At 75.5% G+C, this 2,331-nt stretch carries 3 protein-coding genes and 1 pseudogene; all 4 read right to left on the bottom strand.

Annotation, left to right across the window (positions count from 1 at the left end; genetic code table 11):
- Window positions 1–227: pseudogene (locus tag I73_RS28830) on the bottom strand (hydrogenase maturation nickel metallochaperone HypA); the annotation flags it as partial.
- Entirely contained in the window at window positions 220–1,335 is a 1,116-nt protein-coding gene (locus tag I73_RS31060; RefSeq protein WP_022981883.1) for a hypothetical protein, read from the bottom strand. The pseudogene I73_RS28830 and the gene I73_RS31060, both read right to left, overlap by 8 nt.
- Window positions 1,332–1,853: a [NiFe]-hydrogenase assembly chaperone HybE gene (hybE, locus tag I73_RS17980; protein WP_022981884.1), complete on the bottom strand. Its 522-nt coding sequence runs from the start codon at window positions 1,851–1,853 to the stop codon at window positions 1,332–1,334. The genes I73_RS31060 and hybE overlap by 4 nt, the downstream gene beginning before the upstream one ends.
- Before the next feature lie 100 nt (window positions 1,854–1,953).
- Window positions 1,954–2,175 (bottom strand): rubredoxin, encoded by a 222-nt coding sequence (locus tag I73_RS17985; RefSeq protein ID WP_026096905.1) that lies wholly within the window; start codon window positions 2,173–2,175, stop codon window positions 1,954–1,956.
- Window positions 2,176–2,331 lie beyond the last annotated feature (156 nt).

Here is a 2,331-nt window from a genome sequence, read left to right on the forward strand (position 1 = left end):
CGCAGCGCAGGCACCAGGCCTGGCCGGCGCTCCTGGATCACGATCTCGGCGCCTTCCAGCGCGCTGCCGGGGGCCAGGGCCTCCAGCGCGAAGCGCAGGGCGCGCACCTCCACGCCGGCCAACGCGCCGGCTTCCAGCGTGAGCTGCTGCACGCGGGCAAAGCCCTCGCGTTCGGCGGCCTGTTCGACGACGCGCAGGATGCCCCCGGCCAGGCTCATCTCATGCATGGGGCGACTCCTGAGCAGTGGTTTGGGGCATCTCGACGCTGAACGCGACGCAGGGGTCGAAGGCCACCGCCAGGCGGCGGGCATCGTCTTCGTGGGTCACGTCGGCCAGGGCATGGGCCAGCACGCCGTGCGGGTGGAAGTTCCAGTCGGTGGGGGCCAGCACCCGGCAGGCGGCCACGCGGGGGCCGGCCGGGCCATCGCTCAGCTGCACCCAGTGGATCAGCAGGCCGCGGGCCATCTCCACCCAGGCGATGCCCTGGCCGGGCGCGGGCTGCAGCCGGCCCCCGGCCAGCCAGTCCTCGCCGCCGGGGACGGCCAGGTGCAGCAGATCGGTCAGGCGGCTGAGCAGGCGCATCCAGGCATTGTGCGCAGGCAGGGGGGAGGCGTCCCGCCGGCGGGTCCAGGGGCCGGTGTCGGGCACGGCCCCTTGCCACTGCGGCAAGGCGTCGGCGGGCAGGGTGTCGAGTTGCTGGGCCAGTTCCTGGAAGCCGCCGGCTTCCAGCGCAGCGAGCGACAGCGGCCGGGACGGCGTGGCCAGACGGGCGGCGGGGCCGTGATGGGCGCGCAGCAGGCGGGCCAGGGCGGTGGTGCTGCCACGGGCCCAATGCGTGGCCCATTCGACCGGGGTCTGCTCCTGCCGGGCCAGCCACTCGGCCGCGGGCAGGCCCAGCCAGTGTTTCTCCAGCCAGGCGGGCAGGGCGGCCAGGGCCGATTGCTGGGCCACTGGGTCGCGCAGGGCCGGGCCCAGCGGGCAATGGACGAGGCTCTGCGCCAGGGCTTCGTCGGGCACGCCCGGCAGCAGGCGCGGCCAGTCGTGGGCGATGCGCACCAGCTGGTCGCGCGCCGTGGCCACCCGCAGGGCCGCTGCGGCGGCCGGGGAGGGCGACGGGCTGGCCCGGCCCAGGGCCGCGTCCACCGCCATCTGCGCGGCCAACTGGTGGGCATGGCCGCACAGCGTGAACAGGCTGCCCAGCAGCAGCGGCAGTTCCTCGGGCCGGCGGCCCTGGGTGAGCCGGCCCACCAGCGCCGGGCGGGTGCTGGTGAGGGTGGTGTGGCCCGGACCGGGGCGCAGCTGCACCTGGCCCACCAGGTCGAAGGTCGGGCTCATGGCGTGCCGGGGGGCTGGCCCCGCCCGAACAGGAAGCCGCGGCGCGAGGGCGGTGGGGCGCCCACCGGGGCGGCAGACGACACCGGCTGCGCCGCGGCCGGGCGCAGCAGCTGCAGTACCTCGTGGGCGGCGGCCAGGGCGCTGGCCTGGTCGGCGAAGTGGTGCATGGGCGAATGCAGCGAGCACAGGGCGTAGCGGGCCAGCGGGCCTTCGCCCAGCAGGGCCTCTTCGGCGCCCAGGCAGCCCACGGCGTGGCCGCCCACGGTCCAGTCGGCCGCCACGCCGGGCGCGGGCAGGCGCTGCGCGTTCTCGGCCATCAGCGGCAGGCGCAGCAGGTTCATGAACCAGGGGGTGATCAGCACGCCCCAGGCCAGGCCGGCATCGTCGGGCTCGGGCTCGAAGCCCACGGCCTGCACCGCCAGGCCCGGCTGCAGCAGCGGCAGCCCGGCCATGCGGGTGGCGGCAATGCGCCGGAAGGCCGCCTCCAGCGCCAGGACCCGTGCAGCCACGAGGCTCATGTCTGCCCCTCGTCCGACGGGAACGTCGGCCGATCCCCCGGGGGGATGGCGGGCCGGCTTGAGACGGGTCCGGCGATAGGCCCGGCGCTCGGCCCGCGGCTCATGCCGCATCCCCGCTCACCACCATGAACTGCTCGGCGTCGCCGTCGCACTGCGGGCAGCGCCAGTGGGCGGGCAGGTCGGTGAAGGCGGTGCCGGGCGGGATCTGCCAGACCGGGTCGCCCTGGTCCGGGTCGTAGACCCACCAGCAGATCTTGCACTCCAGCTTGGCGTGGGCCGGCAGACGGTCCCGATCGCCCAGGTAGCTTCCCTCGAACATCATGTCAGCCCCTCGCTCTGCGGGTACGCCGAGCGATCCCCCGAGGGGATGGCGGGCCGGCTTGGGAGCGGCCCGGCGCTCGTCCCGCCGATGGTTTCGAACGGCGCGCTCATCCTTGTGCCACCCAGGCCAGCACCTCGGTCAGCCGTCCAGGAGTCG

The sequence above is a fragment of the Ideonella sp. B508-1 genome, from assembly GCF_000333615.1.
Lineage (GTDB): Bacteria > Pseudomonadota > Gammaproteobacteria > Burkholderiales > Burkholderiaceae_C > Ideonella.